The sequence below is a fragment of the Telluria sp. RB2R28 genome (genome assembly GCF_059685835.1).
In genome coordinates, this window is record NZ_JCASIK010000004.1 from 163,936 (window position 1) to 179,157 (window position 15,222).

The following is a 15,222-nucleotide window of genomic DNA, read 5'->3' on the forward strand; positions in this document are numbered from 1 at the left end:
CCCTATGCCCACCAACAAACACGCATTCGATGCCGAAGCGCTCTACCGCGAGCTGCTGGCCCAGGTCCGCACGGGCCTGAACGGCGTTGCCGAGCCGGCCATCGTCGGCATCCATTCCGGCGGCGCCTGGCTGGCCGAGCGCCTTGCGCGCGACCTCGACCTGACGCACCGTCTCGGCGCCATCGACGTCTCGTTCTACCGCGACGACTACGCGCGCAAGGGCCTGCACCCGGACGTGAAACCGACCCACATCCGCTTCGCGGTCGACGGCGCCACCGTGGTGCTGGTCGACGACGTGCTGCAGACCGGGCGCACCACGCGCGCGGCGATCAACGTGCTGTTCGACTATGGCCGTCCGGCCTGCATCCGCCTGGCCACGCTGGCCGACCGGGGCGGGCGCGAGCTGCCGGTGGCCGCCGATTTCGTCGGCGTCCACGCCACGCTCGAGGCCAACGAGTCGCTGTGCCTGCAGCGCGATGAGACAGGCCAACTTTCGCTCACCATCGAACAAGACAATGCCGATCCTGCACAATAATCCGCAACTGAACAAAAACGGCGAGCTGCAGCACCTGCTCACCATCGAGGGCCTCAAGAAGTCGCACATCGACCACATCCTCGACACCGCATCGAGCTTCGTGGGGATTTCCGACCGCGAAGTCAAGAAGGTCCCGCTCATGCGCGGCAAGAGCGTGTTCAACCTGTTCTTCGAAAATTCGACGCGCACCCGTACCACGTTCGAGATCGCGTCCAAGCGCCTGTCGGCCGACGTCATCAACCTGAACATCCAGGCTTCGTCGACCACCAAGGGCGAGTCGCTGCTTGACACGATCGACAACCTGGCCGCGATGCATGCCGACATGTTCGTGGTGCGCCACGCGCAGTCGGGCGCGCCGTACATGATTGCGCAGCACCTGAACCGGACCCGTTCGGATGTCCACGTCGTCAATGCCGGCGACGGGCGCCATGCGCACCCGACCCAGGGCCTGCTCGACATGTACACGATCCGGCACTACAAGAAAGACTTCACGAACCTGCGCGTGGCGATCGTCGGCGACATCCTGCACAGCCGCGTGGCCCGTTCGGACATCCACGCGCTGACCACGCTGGGCGTGCCCGAAGTGCGCGCCATCGGCCCGCATACGCTGCTGCCGGGCGGCCTGGATCAGATGGGCGTGCGCACCTTCACCAACATCAATGAGGGGCTGAAGGACGTCGACGTGATCATCATGCTGCGCCTGCAGAACGAGCGCATGAGCGGCGCGCTGCTGCCGTCGGCGCAAGAGTACTTCAAGAGCTATGGCCTGACGCCCGAACGCCTGGCGCTGGCCAAACCCGATGCGATCGTGATGCACCCGGGGCCGATGAACCGCGGCGTCGAGATCGACTCGGCGGTGGCCGACGGCAGCCAGGCGGTGATCCTGCCGCAGGTGACGTTCGGGATCGCGGTACGCATGGCAGTGATGAGCATTTTGGCAGGAACCCACGCATGAAACTCCATATCAAGAACGGGCGCGTGATCGACCCGGCGAACGGCGTCGACGCCGTGCAAGACCTGTTCATCGTCGACGGCAAGATCGCGGCGCTTGGCGTCGCCCCCCAAGGCTTCACGGCCGACCAGAGCATCGACGCGAGCGGCCTCGTGGTCGCCCCGGGCCTGGTCGATCTGTCGGCGCGCCTGCGCGAGCCGGGCTACGAATACAAGGCCACGCTCGAATCCGAGCTGCAGGCGGCGATGCAGGGCGGCGTGACCACGCTGGTCTGCCCGCCCGACACCGACCCCGTGCTCGACGAACCAGGCCTGGTCGAAATGCTCAAGCACCGCGCGCGCATTGTCGACCAGGCCAATGTGCACCCGCTGGGCGCACTGACCGTGGGCCTGAAAGGGCAGGCGCTGACCGAGATGGCCGAACTGACCGAAGCCGGCTGCATCGGCTTCGCGCAGGCCGAGGAACCCATCCTCGACACCAACGTGCTGCTGCGCGCGATGCAGTACGCCAAGACGTTCGACTACACCGTCTGGCTGCGTCCGCAGGATGCCCACATCGGGCGCGGCGGCGTGGCCCATGCCGGCCCGCTGGCCTCGCGCCTTGGCCTGTCCGGCGTGCCCGTAATGTCCGAAACCATTGCGCTGCACACGATCTTTGAGCTGATGCGCTCCACGGGTGCGCGCGTGCACCTGTGCCGGATTTCGTCCGCTGCAGGCCTGGACCTGATTCGCACCGCCAAGAAAGAAGGCCTGGACCTGACGGTCGACGTGGGCGTGCACCACCTGCACCTGACGGACGCCGACATCGGCTTCTTCGATTCCAATGCGCGCCTCACGCCGCCGCTGCGCTCGCAGCGCGACCGCGACGCAATCCGCGCCGCAATCGTCGATGGTACGGTCGATGCGATCTGCTCCGACCACACGCCAGTGGACGACGACGAAAAGCTGCTGCCGTTCGGCGAAGCCTCGCCCGGCGCGACGGGTCTCGAGCTGCTGCTGGCGCTCACGCTCAAGTGGGCGCAGGACCAGCCTCATGGCGCACAGGACGCACAGGCCGCGCTGGCGCTGGCACTTGGCAAGGTCACCTGCGAAGCGGCGCGCATTGCCGGCCTGCCGGCTGGCACGCTGGGCGTGGGCGCCGCAGCCGATGTCGTGCTGTTCGACCCGGCTGCGCGCTGGACTGTGGACGGCAAGGCGCTGGCCAGCCAGGGCAAGCACACGCCATTCCTCGGCTACGAGCTGGCCGGGCAGGTGCGCGCGACCGTCGTGCGCGGCCGCGTCGCCTACCAGCGTTAATTTCACCACGGCGCGTGCTTCACCTGAAACGCGCGCCTTCACGGCGCCCACCACCTTGAATATCCGGCTTGCCTGGCGCCTCGCGCGCGTTACCGTCCATCTGTGCGAAGGACTGGCGACGTGCGCGCTGGTGTTTCCGTTTGCGTCGCCCCCACTGCGCGCGCGTATCACGCGGCGCTGGTCGAGCCAGCTGCTGCGTCTGTGCCGTGTCAGCGTCGCCCATGACGGCGGCGTAGCGCCGCTCGCGCATGCGCTGGTGGTGGCCAACCACGTGTCGTGGCTCGACATCTTCGTCATCAATGCGCTGAACCCGTGCCGGTTCGTGGCCAAGGCAGAGATTCGCGCCTGGCCCGTGATGGGCCGTCTGGCCGCCGGCGCCGGCACCGTGTTCATCGCGCGTGGCAACCGGCGCGAATTGCGCCACGTGTTCAAGGGGCTGGTCGATGTGCTGCAGCACGGCGAGCGCGTCGCGCTGTTCCCGGAAGGGACGACCAGTCTGCAAGGCCAGGTGCTGCCATTCCACGCCAACCTGTTCGAAGCGGCCATCGATGCTGGCGTACGGGTGCAGCCGTATGCGCTGGCCTATGTCGGCGCCGACGGCGCGCACCACCCGTCGATCGAGTACGTCGGCGAGACGACCTTTGTCGACAGCCTGTTCCGGATTTTGCAGGGGCCGCCGGTCATGGCGCGCCTGACCTGCCTGGCGCCTCTCGAGAGCTACGGGGCGCACCGGCGCGAACTGGCGCAGGCGTCGCAGGAGGCCGTGGCAACTGCCGTGGCAAGCGCGGTAGCCAACCCAGTCCCACGCTGATTCAGCGCTGCTTGCCGCCGTGCTCGCGGTACTCGGGGCAATCCACCTGCAGCAGCGTGCGGTCATCGAGGCACACGGCCGTCAATTTGCCGCCCCAGACGCAGCCGCTGTCCAGCCCGACCAGGTTGGGGCGCTGCACCACGCCCAGCGCCGACCAGTGGCCGAACACCACCGTCACGTCCTGCGTGCGGCGCGCCGGCAGATCGAACCATGGCAGCAGGTCGCTGCCGACCGGGCCGGTGTCGGATTCCTTGTGCTTGAAATCCATCGCGCCGTCAGGCGCGCACAGGCGCATGCGCGTGAGGGCGTTGACGATGCAGCGCAGGCGTTCGATGCCCGTCAGATTGTCGTCCCAGCGCTCGGGCTGGTTGCCGTACATCTGGCTCAGGAAGTCGAGCCAGCCATCACCCTGCAGCATGCGTTCGACTTCGCCGGCCAGCGCCATCGTCTGCGCGGCATCCCATTGCGGGGCCACGCCGGCGTGCACCAGCAGGTGATTGTCGACGAACATCGCCAGCGGCCGCGCGCGCAGCCAGGCGATGAGTTCATCGCGGTCGGGGGCGGCCAGGATCTCGTCGAGCGTATCGGAGCGGCTCAGGCGCTGGGCGCCGCCGGCCACCGCGATCAGGTGCAGGTCGTGGTTGCCGAGCAGGGCATCGACGCGCCCGCCGCTCGATTCATTGAGCGCTTTCATGCGCCGCAGCGCCATCAGCGATTCGGGGCCGCGGTTGATCAGGTCACCCACAAACAGGATGCGCGCGTCGTCACCCGCTACGAGGGCGATGCGGTCAAGCAGCAGCTGCGCTTCATGTGCGCAGCCCTGGAGGTCGCCAATGGCGTAAGTCGTCATATTCTTGTTCTGGCAGGACATTGCGGTCCCGCTGCCTGGCGTTGTGAAAAATGGAGCATATGATACTTTGGCGGATACTCAATGATTTTACGCGCCAGGCGGGTTTTCTGCGTCGCCGCGCAAGCGGATGAAAACATAAATACGCGCGCCGGCATCCACGTCCAGTCCGGTACAATGAGGCCGGCTTTCCATTGATGAATAGCGTGTCGTGGCTGCGCCAATTCGCTTCCTTTGCGAAGCGCTGCACAAGAATCGCTCCGAAAGAAAACAATAATGTTCTCGTTTTTTGTCAGTTTCCTTTCCTGCGCATTGCTCACGCTGCTGGTCATCAAGACCGCGCGAAAACATGGCTTGGGACTCGATGGTGATTTTACTGGCGTACAGAAAAACCATACGCATGCGGTCGCGCGCATCGGCGGTATTCCCATCTTTCTGGCGGTGGTGGTGGCATCCGGTTTATCGATCTTGCGCCAGCCGCAAATGGCGGCCTGGCTGGCAACCCTGATTGCCTGCGCCACGATTGCTCTGACCGGCGGTATTGCCGAAGACTATACGGGAAAGGTCTCGCCGAGCCGGCGCCTGTTCCTGACGATGCTTGCGGCAGGCTTTGGTTATTGGCTGCTCGATGCGCGTATTGGCCGCCTCGACTTGCCTTGGATGGTCGTTCCACTCGAATCCATCTGGATCGTGCTGCCGTTGACGATGGTCGCCGTGGCTGGCGTGGCCAACGCCATCAATATCATCGACGGTTTCAATGGCCTGGCTGGCGTGATCAGCATTTTCATGCTGCTGTCGCTGTCGTACGTCGCCTTGCAGGTGGGGGATATGTTCGTGCTGGTGGCGGCATTGATCATCGCCGGGGCCACGGCTGGCTTCCTGATCTGGAATTATCCGGTCGGCCTGATTTTCCTGGGCGATGGGGGCGCGTATTTCCTTGGCTTCCTGCTGGGCGAGCTCGCTCTGCTGCTGGTGATGCGCAATCCGGCTGTCTCCACCTGGTATGCGGCGCTATTGCTGATTTACCCTGCGTTTGAAACCATATTCTCTGCATACCGCCGCATATTTGTGCGCGGCAAATCCCCAACACTGCCTGACGGTATTCACTTGCACAGTTTGATTTTTCGGCGCATCGTGCAATGGACCGTGGGGCCGCGCGAGGCCCGCGCACTGATGAAACGCAATGCCCGCACCTCGCCTTATTTATGGCTGATTTCATTGCTGGCTGTGATACCGGCGACAGTGTTCTGGGAAAGCACGGGCGCATTGATGGTGTTCTGTCTGTTGTTCATAATCAGTTACCTCTGGTTGTACGGGCGTATCGTTCGATTCAAGTCGCCACGCTGGCTTTTTTTAAGCAAGAAAGACTGACCGAATATTATTGTTGTAGTATATTGCGACATTTGGTGAGTATTCACCGATCGTCAGCAATTGCTGAATCTGCATTCAATTTTTTAACGAACGAGGAACGATGATGGATCTGTCGAATATGTCGGTAGGCGATTTGCGCAACCTGCAAGAACAAATCAAGCAGGAAATGAAAACGCGTGAAACCCAGGAAGTGCAGAAAGCACGCGAACAAATCCTGGCAATCGCGCAAAGCGTCGGCATGCCGCTGAAAGAACTGATGGCCACCACCGGCCGCGGTTCGAAAGGCGCGACCGTTGCCGTGCGTTACCGTCACCCGCAGGACTCCAGCCAGCAATGGACCGGCCGTGGCCGTCAGCCAAAGTGGGTCAAGGAATGGGTCGACGGCGGCAAGTCGATCGACGACCTGCGCGTCTAAGCAGTATTGTTGCTCCGCCACGCGGAGCATGCGCCGCGCGCTTTTTCAGCGCCGGCGCCGGTGGCCTGCTGCCATCGACTCCGGCGCCCATTCGCGGCCCCGGCTATCTCCCTGTTTTCCCTGTTCTTTTCATGTGGTTTCCGGCCCGGCTTGCGCACGCGCACCATTCCCACGCCAGCCACGCTTGCCGTTACAATAGTGGTTACTTATCAATCCTCCAATATTCCAGGAAACAAAATGGTTGCTCTCTCCAAAACGATTTTCAAGGCCTACGATATTCGCGGCATCATTGACAAGACCCTGGACGCCGGTATCGCGCGTCACATCGGTCGTGCATTCGGCGCCGCCGCGCTGGCCAAGGGAGAGAGCAAGGTCGTGATCGGCCGCGATGGCCGCCTGTCCGGCCCTGAACTGGCCGGCGCATTGAGCGAAGGCTTGCGTGATGCCGGCGTCGATGTGATCGACCTGGGCATGGTTGCCACGCCAATGGTCTATTTCGGCACCAACGTGCTCGACACCCGCTCGGGCATCATGGTCACCGGCAGCCACAACCCGCCTGACTACAACGGCTTCAAGATGGTCCTGGCCGGCGAAGCCATTTACGGCGACGCCATCACCGGCCTGCACGACAGCATCGCAGCGTATGACGGCGCGATCGCGGCGCAGCGCGGTGGCTACAGCACCCACGACATCCGCGCCGCCTACCTCGAGCGCATCATCGGCGACGTCAAGCTGGCGCGTCCGATCAAGATCGCGGTCGACTGCGGCAACGGCGTGGCCGGCGCGTTCGCGGGCGACCTGTATCGCGGCATGGGCGCCGAAGTGGTCGAGCTGTTCTGCGACGTCGACGGCACGTTCCCGAACCACCATCCCGACCCGGCGCACCCGGAAAACCTGCAAGACCTGATCCGCGCACTGCAAGAGACCGACGCCGAAGTCGGCCTGGCCTTCGACGGCGACGGCGACCGCCTCGGCATCGTCACCAAGGATGGCCAGATCATCTTCCCGGACCGCCAGATGATGCTGTTCGCGGCCGACGTGCTGTCGCGCGTCCCGGGCGGCGAGATCCTGTATGACGTCAAGTGCACGCGCCACCTCGCGCCGTACATCGAGCAGCATGGCGGCAAGCCGCTGATGTGGAAGACGGGCCACTCGCTGGTCAAGGCCAAGCTGAAGGAAACCGGCGCGCCGCTGGGCGGCGAGATGAGCGGCCATATCTTCTTCAAGGAGCGCTGGTACGGCTTCGATGACGGCATGTATGCCGGCGCGCGCATGCTCGAGATCCTGACGAAGCAGCAGGATCCGTCGGCGCTGCTCAACAGCCTGCCAATGGCCAGCAGCACCCCGGAACTGCACCTGCAGCTGCAAGAGGGCGAGAACTTCACGCTGATCGACCACCTGCGCGCCAACGCCACGTTCCCGACGTCCGAAAAAATCAACGACATCGACGGCCTGCGCGTCGAGTACGCCGATGGCTTCGGCCTGGCCCGTTCGTCGAACACGACGCCGGTCGTGGTGCTGCGCTTTGAGGGCGAGTCGCCGGAAGCACTGGCGCGCATCCAGGCCGAATTCAAGACCGTGATCCTGGCTGCCAAGCCGGATGCCGACCTGCCGTTCTGAGGATACGCGCTTGAAGATCCTGCTCGTGCGCGTGTCGTCGCTGGGCGACGTGCTGCATAACCTGCCGATGGTGGCCGACCTGCTGCGCGAGCATCCGGGCGCCACGATCGACTGGGTGGTCGAAGAAGGGTACGTGAGCCTCGTGCGCCTGAATCCCCATGTGCGCAAGATCATCCCGTGGTCACTGCGCCGCTGGCGCAAGAGTCTGGGCAAGAAAGAAACGCGGGCTGAAATCCGCGCGTTCTTTCGCACGCTGCGCGAAGACGAATACGACTATGTGTTCGATACCCAGGGTTTGCTCAAGACCGGCATCATCATGGGCGCGGCGCGCGTGCGCAAGGGTGGCAAGAAGGTCGGCCTGGCCAACGGCAGCGAAGGCTCGGGCTATGAAGGCATTTCGCGCATCTTCCATACCGACAGCATCCCGTTAAATCCGCGCACGCATGCCGTCGCGCGCGGACGCATGGTTGCGGGCGCTGCGCTCGACTACAGCGTCGACTCGGCCCCGGAGTTCGGGTTGCCGGCGCCGATGCCTGCCACGCGGCCGGCGTTCTTGCCGCACGACGACTACGCGGTCTTTTTCCATGGCACGGCGCGCGCAGCCAAGAAGTGGGCAGACGCCAACTGGATCGCACTGGGCGCGGCCCTCGCACCGATGCCGGTGCTTCTGCCATGGGGCTCACCCGCCGAACACGAGGATGCCCAGGCGCTGGCGGCAGCGATCCCCAATGCCCGCGTGCTGCCAAAATTGTCGATGATGGATGCGGTATTGCTGGCCCAGCATGCGCGCCTGGCGGTGGGCGTCGACACGGGCCTGACCCATATCGCCGCCGCCTTCGTGCGGCCGACGATCGAGATTTATTGCGATTCGCCCAAGTGGAAGACCGAAGGCAACTGGTCCGATCGCATCGTCAACCTGGGCGATCTGGGCGCGCCGCCGTCAAGCGGCGACGTCATCGCAGCAGCACGGCGCCTGCTGGCGCCGGCATGACATGAACCGCACGCTGTACTCGAGCCTCTGGTGGCTGGCCATGCCGGCCGTGCTGGGCCGGCTGTGGTGGCGCGGCCGCAAGGAACCAGGCTACCGCGCGCACTGGAATGAACGCCTGTCCCTTGGCGGCCCTGCCGCTGGGGAGCGGCCCACGATCATGGTGCATGCGGTGTCGGTGGGCGAGACGCGCGCCAGCGAGCCGCTGATCGATGCGCTGCTGCTGGCGTATCCCGAGTGCCGCATCCTGCTGACCCACATGACGCCGACCGGCCGCGCCACCGGGCGCGACCTGTTTGCGCGCCACGGCGAGCGTGTCGTGCAGGCCTACCTGCCGTACGACACGGGATGGATGACGACGCGCTTCCTGCGCCGTCATCGTCCGCGCGCCTGCATCCTGATGGAGACCGAAGTCTGGCCGAACCTGATCCACGCCTGCACGCGCCAGGGCGTGCCGGTCGTGCTGGCCAATGCGCGCCTGTCCGAACGCTCGCTCAAGCGGGGCCGCAAGGCCGGTGTCGTGATGCTCGAGGCGGCGCGCTCGTTCACGCTGGTGGCGGCGCAGACCGACGCCGATGCGGCGCGCATTGCGTCGCTGGGCGCGCCGAACGTCGTCGTCACCGGCAGCGTCAAGTTCGACATCGTGCCGCCACCGAGCGCGCTGGAGAAGGGCGCGTGGCTGCGCACGCGCATCGATGGCGCCGCGCGCCGCCCGGTGTTCCTGTGCGCGAGCACGCGCGAAGGCGAAGAAGCGCTGATCCTGGACGCCTGGCGCCAGAACCGCGACAAGCCGCAGAACGCGTTGCTGTTGCTGGTGCCACGCCATCCGCAGCGCTTTGACGATGTGGCCAAGCTGGTGGAGGCAGGCGGTTTGACGCTTGCGCGCCGCTCGCAGCTCGATGCTGACAACACCGCCGCCATCGACGCCGACGTGCTGTTGGGCGACTCGATGGGCGAGATGTTCGCCTATTACGCCGCCTGCGACTGCGCCTATATCGGCGGCAGCCTGCTGCCGCTGGGCGGCCAGAACCTGATCGAAGCCTGCGCACTGGGCAAGCCGGTGCTGGTGGGCGAACACACGTTCAATTTTCTCGACGCGACGATCGATGCGGTCGATGGCGGCGCCGCCTTGCGCGTGCCGGACGCCGACGCGCTCGTCGCCCAGGCCGCGCGCCTGCTGCGTGACGATGCGGCGTGCGCGGCGATGGGCGCCAGGGCGCTGGCGTTTGCCGGGCGCCATCGCGGGGCAACCCTGCGCACTGTTGAACTCGTGCAACGGCTTATTGGGTAGGTTTTGTTACCATTCCCATCTGCACGCTACATAACTATAGGGGATGCGCCATGTTGTCATTGAATCGCGCGACACCGGGCAGTGATGGAGAGCCAGTGTCTCTTCGGGTCCAGGAAGGGGTAGTCGACACGCTGGGAACGATCCTGGGCTCAGGCCTGGCCGACCACGCGCCGGCAAAGCAGCAAGCGGCAAGCGTGCTGCCGCTCGATGCATTGCATTTTTTCGTCCGCTATTCGCTGAGCGAATACGTCAGTTTCATGTGGCAGCACGGGGGCTTCCTGATCCGTCGCCGGCGCGTGCGCTGGCCTGCGAGCTTTCTGCTGCGCCTGCGCAGCACGCTGAGCGCGGGGCTGAACTTCGTGCTGCTCGGCCGCGGGCGCCGCACCTATGAATTCACCATCGACGCGCACGGCATCGTGCGCACCAGTGGTGGCGTCACGCTGATCGAATGGGCCGACGTGGCCGCCGTGCGCACCTACTCGCGCGGCTTCATGATGGTGCTCAAACGGGGCACGCTGCCGATCCCGTTTCGCTGCCTGTCGCAGCAGCAGACCGCCACCATGCGCGATCTGGCGGCAGCGCGCCATGCATTGAGTCTGCACTGACCTGCATGAACCCGGCAGGCCAGCGGCCTGCTTACTTGCCTGCTTACTCGCCTGCCTACTCGTCGAACAGCACCGGCATCTGGTGCGACTGCTTGCGCAGCGCCAGACGCGCGCCATCGTAATCGGGATATACCTCGGCCACCGTCGCCCAGAACGCCGGGCTGTGGTTCATCTCGCGCAGGTGCGCCAGTTCGTGCGCGACTACGTAGTCGATCAGCGCGAGCGGATAGTGGATCAGGCGCCAGTTCAGGCGAATGCTCCCGCCCACCGTGCACGAACCCCAGCGTGAACCGGCCGACGACAGCGTGCAGGTCTTGTAGCGCACGTTCAGGCGCGGCGCGTAATGGTCCAGGCGCTCGGTGAACACGCGCTTGGCCTCGGCCTGGAACCACAGCTTGACCCGTTCCTTGAGCTGCCATTCGGCCAGTCCGGGCACCACCCCGATCGCCAGTTCGCGCGTCGCTTCGTCAAAGCGGCAATGACTGCGCGTGGCCGGTTCGAGGCGCAGCGTGATCTCGCCGCCCATGAACGGCAGCAGGGCGCCGTCGACCCACACAACCGGCGCGCGTTGCTGGCGCAGTTCGCGCCGCTCGCCCCGTTCGAGCAGCTTGGTGATGATCCAGCGGCTCTTGGCGCGCAGCGCGTTCTCGATGTCGTCCTGCGTCACGCGGCGCGGCGCCGTCACGCGCAGGCCGTCGTCGTCGATCATGAAGCCGATCGAGCGACGCGACGAGCGGCGCAGCGCATAGTCGACGTAGTGCTGGCCGAGGGCGATGCGTTTGAGGGGAGGGTCTTGCGGGCCGACGGGCGGCGAAGGAAGCCTGGTGCGGGGCGGCGCCGGCGGCGCCTTGAACAATGGCTGGGACGGCGGCGCCGGCCTGTCGGAAGGCTTGAGCGCCGCAAAGAATTCTTGTGCAAACAGCTCGAGCTGGTCGCCGTCGATCTTCGACGACGCCGCCGTTTGCTGCGGACGCGAATTCCTGATCTGGGTGCTAACGTCGCTCAACCACCTTTGTAGGCGTGGGGCGAAATGACGCGCATTTCCGATTCTATCCAATTTTCTACCTCTTGCATCAAGCTGTCAGGGGTATGGCCTTGCGGCGATATCGGTTTGCCGACCGATACCGTGATCGTTCCGGGCCGTTTGATGAACGAATTCTTGGGCCAGCACTCGCCCGAATTATGCGCGATCGGCACCACCACTGCCTGGGTCTCGACCGCCAGGCGCGCGCCGCCGCTCTTGTACTTGCCCTTGCGGCCCACCGGGATGCGGGTACCTTCGGGGAACATGATAATCCACTGGCCATCGGCCAGGCGGCGTTTACCGTGGCGCACCACGTGAGAAAACGCGTTCTTGCCCTGCTTGCGGTCGATCGGGATCATGCGCAGCAAACCCATGGCCCAGCCGAAGAACGGGATGTACAGGATTTCCTTCTTGAAGACGTAGACCAGGGGACGCGTCAGGTTCGGCAGCAAAAAGATGGTTTCCCACGCCGACTGGTGCTTCGAGAGCACGATCGCCGGCGCGTCGGGCAGGTTGTCGTAGCCCTTGAATTCGTAGCGGATGCCGCAGATGACGCGCGCGCACCAGATGATGAAGACGTTCCAGCGCGAGGTGAACCAGAAGCGCTGGTTGTAGGGCAGCGGGGCTGCCAGGAAGCACAGTGAAGCCCAGATGATGGTCGCCACCATCATGACAACCGTGAACAGCAGGGAACGCAGAAACAGACTGAAATTACGCAAAGGGACTCCGGACAAAACGATCTGGTTATTCTTATCGTGGTGTTGTATTGATTATGACGCCTGGACAGCGCCAGCACCAGTGGCGCTGGCGGGCTTGAGCAGGGCGCTGACCATTGCGGCCAGGTCCGGATACACCGTCGTTCCGGGCGGCAGGCCGCCCGTCATCTGCGTGCGTTCACCCTTGCCGGTCAGGACCAGGTAGGGCGTGCAACCACGGTTGAAGCCCGCCTGCAGGTCGCGCAGCGAGTCGCCCACCGTCGGCACGCCTTTCAGGTTGATCTTGAAGCGCTTGCCGATTTCTTCGAACATGCCCGACTTGGGCTTGCGGCAGTCGCACGCGTCGAGCGCCGCGTGCGGGCAAAAGAAGATGGCGTCGATGTCGGCGCCCACCAGCTGCGCCGCCGCGTGCATCTTGGCGTGGATGGCGTTGAGCGTGGCGATGTCGAACAGGCCGCGCGCAATGCCCGACTGGTTCGTTGCCAGCACCACCCGATAGCCCGCCTGGTTCAGGCGGGCGATGGCCTCGAGCGAGCCGGGGATCGGAATCCACTCGGCCGGCGACTTGATGAAGTCGGGCGAGTCGTGGTTGATCACGCCGTCCCGGTCGAGAATGATGAGTTTCATCGGGGGTGTCTGCATGCGGTGCTTACGTCGCCAGCTTCGAGATGTCGGCCACGCGGTTCATCATGCCGTGCAACGACGCCAGCAACGCCAGGCGGTTGTTGCGCAGCGCAATGTCGTCGGCCATCACCATCACATCGTTGAAGAATGCGTCGACCGGCTCGCGCAGCTCTGCCAGCGTCTTGAGCGTGCCGGCGAAGTCGCCTGACGCAAACGCCGCATCGACGGCCGGCTGCACGCGCGTGACGGCAGCAGCCAGGTCTTTCTCGGCCTGGTCCTGCAGCAGGGCCGGATCGACCGCGCCGGCTTGCGCCAGTGCTTCCTCGTTCTTCTTGAGGATGTTGGTGATGCGCTTGTTGGCGGCGGCGAGCGAGGCGGCTTCGGGCAGTGCGGCGAAGGCCTGCACGGCTTCCAGGCGCTGCACGACGTCGTCGACGCGGTCCGGGTTCTGGGCCAGCACGGCTTCGACTTCGTTCGGCGAGAAGCCGCGGTCACGCAGCAGGCCGCGCAGGCGGTCGAGCATGAAGGCCGTGACCTCCGCGCTCGGATCCTTGAACGCCGGCTGGTCGGCAAACGTCGTGACGGCGTCGCGCAGCATGTCGGACAGTTCGAGCGGCAGGCGCTTTTCGACCAGCATGCGCATGATGCCCAGCGCGTGGCGGCGCAGCGCGAACGGGTCTTTCTCGCCTGTTGGCTGCAGGCCGATGGCCCAGATGCCCACCAGCGTTTCGAGCTTGTCGGCCAGTGCGACGGCCAGGCCGGTATCGGTGGTCGGCAGGGTGTCGCCGGCAAAGCGCGGCTGGTAGTGCTCGGACGCCGCGCGCGCCACTTCATCGTGCTCGCCATCGTGGCGCGCGTAGTACGTGCCCATGATGCCTTGCAGTTCCGGGAATTCGCCGACCATGTCGGTGAGCAGGTCGGCCTTCGACAGGCGCGCGCCGCGTTCGGCGAGCGAGGCGTCAAAGCCCAGGCGCGTGGCGATGTACATGGCCAGCTTGGTCACGCGCTCGCTGCGTTCGGCCTGCGAGCCCAGTTTGTTGTGGTACACGACGTTGCTGAGCGCCGGCAGGCGCGACTCGAGCGTTTTCTTTTTATCCTGCTCGAAGAAGAACTTGGCGTCCGACAGGCGCGGGCGCACGACGCGCTCGTTGCCGCCGACGATCGCGGACGGGTCGTCCGTCGCGATGTTCGACACGATCAGAAAGCGCGAACGCAGCTTGCCGTCAGCGTCCGTCAGCGCGAAGTACTTCTGGTTCGTCTGCATCGTCAGGATCAGGCATTCCTGCGGCACGGCCAGAAATTCTTCTTCGAAGCGGCATTCGTAGACGACCGGCCATTCGACCAGGGCCGCGACTTCATCGAGCAGCGACTCGGGCATCAGGACCTGGTCGGCGCCGGCCTGTTCGAGCAACTGGGCGCGGATGCTGTCCTTGCGCGCCTGTGGCGACGTGATGACCTTGCCCTCGGTTTCCAGCGTGTTCGCGTATTGATCGGCATGCGCAATCGTGATCGCGTTGCCATGCGACAGGAAGCGGTGGCCGGCGGTCTCGCGGCCAGCCGTCAAGCCGAGCAGCGTCAGTGGCAGCACCTGCTCGCCGTGCAGCGCGAGCAGCCGGTGCACCGGGCGCACGAACTGCACGGTGTCGCCGTTCGGGCGCTGATAGCTCATGAGCTTCGGGATCGGCAGCTTGTTTACTGCGTCCTGGAGCACGTCCTGCAGTGCGCCAGTCAGTGCGCTGCCGGCGGCGGTGTAGGTGTAGAAGAAGCTTTCGGTCTTGCCGTCAGGGGCGCGTTCGAGCTGGTCGATCGTCAGGTCGGGAAAGCCCAGTGCTGCCAGCTTCTTGGCCAGCGGCGCACTTGGGTTGCCTTCCTTGTCCAGGGCCACCGTCACCGGCAGCACTTTTTCACGGATTGCTTTATCAGGCGAGGTGTCGCGCACATTGGTGATCGAGACGGCCAGGCGGCGCGGCGTGGCGTGGGTGGTGACGACGCTGTCGGCTTCGAGGAAGTCGCGCGCTTTGAGGCCATTCGCGATGCCGGCGGCAAAAGCAGCGCCCAGCTTGACGAGTGCCTTCGGCGGCAGTTCTTCGGTCTGCAGTTCGACTAGGAGTGTTTGGTTCATGGTCTG

Annotated in this window: 15 protein-coding genes; 10 read left to right on the plus strand and 5 right to left on the minus strand. The window is 64.9% G+C overall.

Annotated features, from left to right (window positions below; genetic code table 11):
* Positions 1–4 precede the first annotated feature (4 nt).
* The 4 genes from pyrR to AC56LV_RS16445 are packed head-to-tail and all read left to right on the plus strand — an operon-like array spanning position 5 to position 3,593.
* The gene (gene pyrR, locus AC56LV_RS16430; protein ID WP_499559159.1) at positions 5–535 is read left to right on the plus strand and encodes a bifunctional pyr operon transcriptional regulator/uracil phosphoribosyltransferase PyrR; all 531 of its coding nucleotides are present in this window, start codon (positions 5–7) and stop codon (positions 533–535) included.
* A complete protein-coding gene (locus AC56LV_RS16435) occupies positions 516–1,490 on the plus strand; it encodes an aspartate carbamoyltransferase catalytic subunit (protein ID WP_183556324.1) in 975 nt (324 codons plus the stop codon). Before pyrR ends, AC56LV_RS16435 begins: the two co-directional genes overlap by 20 nt.
* Positions 1,487–2,782, plus strand: coding sequence for a dihydroorotase (locus tag AC56LV_RS16440; RefSeq protein WP_499559161.1), 1,296 nt, complete (start codon positions 1,487–1,489; stop codon positions 2,780–2,782). The genes AC56LV_RS16435 and AC56LV_RS16440 overlap by 4 nt, the downstream gene beginning before the upstream one ends.
* A gap of 55 nt (positions 2,783–2,837) precedes the next feature.
* Positions 2,838–3,593, plus strand: a complete 756-nt coding sequence (locus AC56LV_RS16445; RefSeq protein ID WP_499559163.1) for a lysophospholipid acyltransferase family protein — start codon at positions 2,838–2,840, stop codon at positions 3,591–3,593.
* Position 3,594: 1 nt separating this feature from the next.
* On the opposite strand, the gene AC56LV_RS16450 is transcribed toward AC56LV_RS16445, so the two are convergent.
* The gene (locus tag AC56LV_RS16450) at positions 3,595–4,443 is read right to left on the minus strand and encodes a symmetrical bis(5'-nucleosyl)-tetraphosphatase (protein ID WP_183556326.1); all 849 of its coding nucleotides are present in this window, start codon (positions 4,441–4,443) and stop codon (positions 3,595–3,597) included.
* Between the two features lie 273 nt (positions 4,444–4,716).
* On the opposite strand from AC56LV_RS16450, the gene AC56LV_RS16455 reads away from it, so the two are divergent.
* The 6 genes from AC56LV_RS16455 (at position 4,717) to AC56LV_RS16480 (ending at position 10,730) form a co-directional block, all read left to right on the plus strand.
* On the plus strand, positions 4,717–5,811 hold the full coding sequence (locus AC56LV_RS16455) for an MraY family glycosyltransferase (protein ID WP_499559165.1): 1,095 nt from the start codon (positions 4,717–4,719) through the stop codon (positions 5,809–5,811).
* A 103-nt stretch (positions 5,812–5,914) separates the two neighbouring features.
* Positions 5,915–6,226 carry an H-NS histone family protein gene (locus AC56LV_RS16460; RefSeq protein ID WP_332532344.1) on the plus strand — a complete coding sequence of 104 codons (312 nt, stop codon included), beginning with the start codon at positions 5,915–5,917 and terminating at the stop codon, positions 6,224–6,226.
* A gap of 237 nt (positions 6,227–6,463) precedes the next feature.
* Positions 6,464–7,846, plus strand: coding sequence for a phosphomannomutase/phosphoglucomutase (locus AC56LV_RS16465; protein WP_499559167.1), 1,383 nt, complete (start codon positions 6,464–6,466; stop codon positions 7,844–7,846).
* Positions 7,847–7,856: 10 nt separating this feature from the next.
* Positions 7,857–8,837, plus strand: coding sequence for a lipopolysaccharide heptosyltransferase I (gene waaC / locus AC56LV_RS16470; protein WP_499559169.1), 981 nt, complete (start codon positions 7,857–7,859; stop codon positions 8,835–8,837).
* 1 nt (position 8,838) lies between these two features.
* On the plus strand, positions 8,839–10,125 hold the full coding sequence (gene waaA / locus AC56LV_RS16475; protein ID WP_499559171.1) for a lipid IV(A) 3-deoxy-D-manno-octulosonic acid transferase: 1,287 nt from the start codon (positions 8,839–8,841) through the stop codon (positions 10,123–10,125).
* Positions 10,126–10,220: 95 nt separating this feature from the next.
* The gene (locus AC56LV_RS16480; RefSeq protein ID WP_258835631.1) at positions 10,221–10,730 is read left to right on the plus strand and encodes a YcxB family protein; all 510 of its coding nucleotides are present in this window, start codon (positions 10,221–10,223) and stop codon (positions 10,728–10,730) included.
* A gap of 55 nt (positions 10,731–10,785) precedes the next feature.
* On the opposite strand, the gene AC56LV_RS16485 is transcribed toward AC56LV_RS16480, so the two are convergent.
* From AC56LV_RS16485 to glyS, 4 genes are read right to left on the minus strand one after another with little or no spacing between them, the layout of a single operon-like run.
* Positions 10,786–11,736, minus strand: coding sequence for a M48 family metallopeptidase (locus tag AC56LV_RS16485; RefSeq protein WP_221290720.1), 951 nt, complete (start codon positions 11,734–11,736; stop codon positions 10,786–10,788).
* A complete protein-coding gene (locus tag AC56LV_RS16490; protein WP_258835629.1) occupies positions 11,733–12,473 on the minus strand; it encodes a lysophospholipid acyltransferase family protein in 741 nt (246 codons plus the stop codon). Before AC56LV_RS16490 ends, AC56LV_RS16485 begins: the two co-directional genes overlap by 4 nt.
* A 51-nt stretch (positions 12,474–12,524) precedes the next feature.
* A complete protein-coding gene (gene gmhB, locus AC56LV_RS16495) occupies positions 12,525–13,097 on the minus strand; it encodes a D-glycero-beta-D-manno-heptose 1,7-bisphosphate 7-phosphatase (RefSeq protein ID WP_499559172.1) in 573 nt (190 codons plus the stop codon).
* Positions 13,098–13,119: 22 nt separating this feature from the next.
* The gene (glyS, locus tag AC56LV_RS16500; RefSeq protein WP_499559174.1) at positions 13,120–15,216 is read right to left on the minus strand and encodes a glycine--tRNA ligase subunit beta; all 2,097 of its coding nucleotides are present in this window, start codon (positions 15,214–15,216) and stop codon (positions 13,120–13,122) included.
* Positions 15,217–15,222 lie beyond the last annotated feature (6 nt).